This window comes from Mycobacterium sp., assembly GCF_002863225.1.
Taxonomy (GTDB): Bacteria; Actinomycetota; Actinomycetes; order Mycobacteriales; family Mycobacteriaceae; genus Mycobacterium.
Genome location: NZ_PKEK01000095.1, coordinates 1 through 4,919, shown reverse-complemented (window position 1 = coordinate 4,919; position 4,919 = coordinate 1). Strand labels below are relative to the sequence as shown.

Sequence of the window (4,919 nt, the reverse complement as noted above, 5' to 3'; positions counted from 1 at the left end):
AGCAATGGCAAGACGAGCTTTTCGGCACCGAGGGAACCCTCGTCGGCCACCTGAAATAACACTTAAACCGTCGCCTAGGTAGCAAGGAATTGCAAGTTTATGTCTGAATTTTTTGATGTTGTGGTTGTTGGTGCTGGTATTTCCGGTATCAGTGCCGCCTGGCATCTGCAAGATCGCTGCCCTGACAAGAATTATGTAATTTTAGAGCGCAGGGCCGATCTAGGTGGTACGTGGGATCTGTTCAAATACCCGGGCATTCGGTCGGACTCAGATATGTGTACGTTCGGGTTCCGTTTCAAGCCGTGGCACTCGCCACGGTTCACCGTTGATGCGGCGACGATCAAGAACTATCTGCGGGAGGCGGCCACCGACAGCGGGATCGATAAGCATATCCGGTTTGGTACCCAGGTGGTGTCTGCGGACTGGTCGGACACCGACAGGCGCTGGACCATCAAGGTCATTCGGGACGGCCAAGAGGCCGAGATCACCACCGGATTTTTGTTTGCCTGCAGTGGCTACTATGACTACGACGAGGGTTATCGGCCTGACTTCCCTGGGGAGGAGGACTTCGGGGGGACTATCGTGCATCCGCAGCACTGGCCCGATGACCTTGATTATGCGGGGAAAAAAATCGTGGTAATCGGGAGCGGCGCGACCGCGGTTACTCTCATTCCGTCACTTGTGGATTCAGGTGCTGGCCACGTCACGATGTTGCAGCGGTCACCGACGTACATCGGATCACTGCCCAATATCGACCCCATCGCCGTGCAGCTCATCAAGTGGTTACCGCCTAGGAGCGCTGACTTCGTCAATCGCTGGAAGAACATTCTGTTAGTTGTGGCGCAGTACCAGCTGGCGCGGCGTTTCCCCGGTCCCATGCGCAAAGGGCTGATCGCGTGGGCCAGGCATCAGTTGCCCGCGGGCTATGATGTGGACAAGCATTTCGGGCCAAAGTACAACCCGTGGGATGAACGGATATGCCTGGCGCCAAACGGCGACCTGTTCAAGGCTATCGGGGCGGGTAAGGCCGATGTGGTCACCGACACTATTGACCATTTCACCAAGGCCGGGATCCAGCTGTCCTCCGGACACGAGTTGGCGGCCGACATCATCGTCGCCGCAACCGGTTTGAACATGCGGCTGTTCGGCGGCGCCACACTTGCCAGTAACGGCCAGGCTGTCGACGTCGCCAAGTCGATGACCTATAAGGCCATGATGCTTTCCGATGTCCCGAACATGGCGTTCACCATCGGTTACATCAACGCTTCCTGGACACTGAAAGCAGACCTGGTATCCGAATACGTTTGTCGCTTGCTCAACTACTTGGACGAGCACGGCTACGACACCGTCGTCGCTCCCCACCCCCGCGGGGACGTCGAGGAACTGCCGTTCGCTGATTTCGCGCCCGGTTACTTCCAACGCGCGATGAACCAACTACCGAGGGCGGGATCCCGCGGCCCCTGGAAAGCAAAGCAGAATTACCTCTTCGATATGCGTCAAATACGCCGCGGCAAGATCAATGACCCGGAGCTGCGCTTCACCACCAAAGCATCCCGCCCGGCAACTCTGACAGTTTCGGCACCACACCAAAGCGCTTCCGGGAAGACTTCTGGCTTAAACAACGGAAATGGCCAGCACCGCACAGATTCACTTATTACCGGGTAAGTTTCAGTGCGGCTAGCCTCGCCTGAATTTTTCGCAGAACGATTCGCGGTCGGTCAGGGTGTGTAGATAAGCGCACATGCGTGTCCCGCGGGCATGTTAGCTCGAGTAGAAAGTGTCGCCGACGGTCATGGGGGCCTGCGTTCATCGTCCAGGTGGGGTTTTTGAAAGCCGATGCCGGCGCCGCGCCGATCACCCGCGCCAGCGGGAGAAGCCGCGTAGTCGCTCATCGCCGCGTCAAGAATCAGCGACTCGCACATGCTGGGTTCCTGAGAACCCTGAGTTCGCTGTGCGCGTCCTCGGCTGCCAACGGGCACTTACCGGCGAAGCCGAGCCGGTGGGAACGGTCACGCCTAAAGCGCAACGCCACTTGTTCAACGAGTTCCTCGGCCAGCTGCATCACTGCCTGCAAACCGGCCAGCTCTATAACGATCATCGGGCGTTTGCCACCACCTCCCGCTCGCGGCTTGACTACAAACTTCGTGAGATGTCTTTTCCCCGTTCATGAAAACCCGGTGAGGCCGACGCAGGTTTCCGTGTGCACCCCGGGTGAGGGCGGATGCAAAGGAGGTTTCCAGTCGAGCGGAGGCGCCTCCGGCTCGTCGCATAGGCATCGGTGAGCCACTCCGGGGGCGATAGAAAAGCGGCGGTCAGGGGATATGCGGCGCTTACGACGTGAGAGGACGCCGGACCTGCCGAATACTGGCAACGCATGCTCGATCGCGTCGGGGCAGAGATGGTTCGCCTTGTCGGCGTCGCCTGAAAACTGACCCCGTGTCGACGGGTGATTTCGTCCGGTCCTCGCAACACACGGACCGAATTAGAGTAGCCCGTGTTCGAAGACTGAGCCTGGGGTGCGCCAGCCAAGGACCTTGCGTGGGCGGCTGTTGAGGAGCTTCTCGGCTCTGGTGACGGCGCTCATCGAAGTTCCCCAGGGGTGCTCACCGAATTTCCCCACCTGATGGCGCGGTCAGTGTATCGGTTGGCGGGTGCCGGTGGTGGCCCTGCGGAGGGTTTCGGCGGCGTCGTGGTGATCGCGTAGCCGGTAGGACTCGCCGTCGAGGTTGATGACGACCGAGCGGTGCAGCAGGCGGTCGAGCATGGCTGCGGCGACGGTGGTGTCGCCGAGGATGTCGCCCCAGGCGCCGACGCCACGGTTGGTGGTGATCACGATCGAGGTCTTCAAATACCGTTGGGACACAACCTGAAACAGCGCCGAGGCGGCTTCAGCCGGTAACGGCAGATAGCCCAGTTCATCGATCACCAACAGTGTCGGTCCGGCGTAGAAGCGCATGGTGGTTGCCCAGCGTCCCTCGATGGCAGCGCGGTGGCAGCGGGCGGCCAGATCGGCTGCGGTGGTGAAGTAGGTGCGGTATCCGGCATACGCTGCAGCCCTTGCCAATCCGACCGACAAGTGTGTCTTTCCGGTGCCCGGCGGGCCGATCAACAAAATGTTGGTCGCCGAGTCCAGGTAGCGGCAGGTGCCCAATTCATCGATCAGGCCGCGGTCGATACCGGCGGCGGCATCGACGTCGAAGTCGGCCAGGGTGGCCGGGGTCGGCAGGCACGCGAACCGCAGCCGGCCAGCCAGCCGGCGGGCGGTGCTTTCCTCGACTTCGACCGCCAGCAGCCGCTCCAGTGCGACGGTCAGCGACAGCCCTTCGGCGGTGGCCTGATCCAAGACGCCGGGAAGCGCCTCGGCGGCGGCGTGCAGTTTGAGCTCGGCCAGGTGTGAGCGCAACTGCTGATACCGGCTGGCCGCAGCCGAGGGCGACTCGTTGTCGGCGGCCAGGGTGGCGGTGGTCTTGGGGATGCGTGCGGTGGGGGTCATTGGACGGTCCTGTTCTGGGCGGCCCGCTCGTAAGCGGAGAGATCGATGACAGTGGAATCGGTTGATGGCGTGCAAGATTGGTCTGAGGGCGTGGCCTCGGCGTGTAGTCGGAGCAGGTGTGCGGCAGCGGCTTTGGCCTCGGGTCCAGGCGGGATGCGTTCCTTGCGGCGGTGCGGTCTGCCGGTGGCGGCAGCGGCCATCGCCGCGGTGTCCAACGCGATGACGTGCCCGCTGTCGCGGACTGTGATGCCGAGTCCGTCGGCGGCCATCCGGTGCCGGGCCACCACGATCCCACCGGTGGTGGCGATGTCAAGGAACGCATCGCCGAGCGGATGCGACACCACCACTGAGGCTGCTGCCAACTCCGGTGGCACCGAGTAGTGGTTGCCGCAGTAGGACACCAGCGCTTGACGAGAGGCGCTCCGCGCCTCGGTCACGATCACCGGATACGGGACGGCCGGCAGCGCCGCCAACGGCTCGCTGTTGGCGACGGTGGCCACCGAGGACCGCCCGTCAGCGGTGGCGCGCAGCCTCGTATCACCACGTACCCGGGCGAAACGATCCACATCGGCCTGCGCTTGCTCGGCGGTCATCTCATCGGCCAACGTGCGCCACCAGCGTTGCGCGGCAGTGTGATTGATCTTCTCCACCACACCCTTGCGGTTGCCGCGCCGCGGCGGGCAGATCGCTACCGACACCCCGTAGTGTTTGGCCACCCCGGCGAAGGATGCGGTGACCCGACCCGAGCCCGGATCACAGACCGTGGCCATCCGGTCGAACCGCCAGCAGCGAGTCACCCCGCCATGGCCGCGGACCACCCGATCCAGGCCGGCCACCAGATGTGGCTGATCCTCCGACGGCGCCAACGCCGCCCGCCACTTCCCCGAACAGGCCAGCGACCCCACCAGCAAGTGCGCGGTCTTGCCCCACCCCCACGATTCGGGCGGGTTCGGCAATTCCAGCCAGTCCCATTGGGTTTCATCACCAGGGTCGTGAGTGATGATCGCGTTCGGACGCTCGGTCACCGACCGGCACGCCTCACACACCGGCCGTAAATCGCGGCCGCGGATGTTGCGGGTCAGGCTCTGATACGACAGCCCAAACCCCAAGCCCTCCAACTCGTCGAACAGGGTCCGGGCCCACAGGTGCGGGTCCTCGACCAACCGGGCCGTGACGTAGTCGACGAACGGGTCGAACAGATCCGGTGACGGGCGGGCCCGCACTCCCGCAGTCTGATCCCCGGCCAAGTACTTACGGACCGTCTTGCGGTCATGGCCAGTGTGTCGGGCGATCGCCGCGATCGACTGATCTGTCCCCGTCGTTTTGAGCCGTGGTTATGCGAGTTGAGGGACGTTTTGGGTGGATGTCCAGAGCATCTCGAATTCTGTCGGGCTGATGTTACCGAGGTAGCTGTGTCGGCGTTCGG

Annotated in this window: 3 protein-coding genes and 1 pseudogene; 2 read left to right on the top strand and 2 right to left on the bottom strand. The window is 62.8% G+C overall.

Going from position 1 to position 4,919, the window contains the following annotated elements; all coding sequences use genetic code 11:
• Nucleotides 1-99: 99 nt before the first annotated feature.
• Both CYU59_RS26025 and CYU59_RS26020 read left to right on the top strand, forming a co-directional pair.
• Nucleotides 100-1,665 (top strand): NAD(P)/FAD-dependent oxidoreductase, encoded by a 1,566-nt coding sequence (locus CYU59_RS26025; RefSeq protein ID WP_293004171.1) that lies wholly within the window; start codon nt 100-102, stop codon nt 1,663-1,665.
• Between the two features lie 161 nt (nt 1,666-1,826).
• A pseudogene (locus CYU59_RS26020) lies at nt 1,827-2,170 on the top strand (hypothetical protein); the annotation flags it as partial.
• A 462-nt stretch (nt 2,171-2,632) separates the two neighbouring features.
• Here the strand turns inward: CYU59_RS26020 and istB are convergent.
• Nucleotides 2,633-3,493, bottom strand: a complete 861-nt coding sequence (istB, locus tag CYU59_RS26015) for an IS21-like element helper ATPase IstB (protein WP_293004170.1) — start codon at nt 3,491-3,493, stop codon at nt 2,633-2,635.
• Nucleotides 3,490-4,794, bottom strand: a complete 1,305-nt coding sequence (locus CYU59_RS26010; protein ID WP_293004172.1) for an IS21 family transposase — start codon at nt 4,792-4,794, stop codon at nt 3,490-3,492. The genes istB and CYU59_RS26010 overlap by 4 nt, the downstream gene beginning before the upstream one ends.
• Nucleotides 4,795-4,919 lie beyond the last annotated feature (125 nt).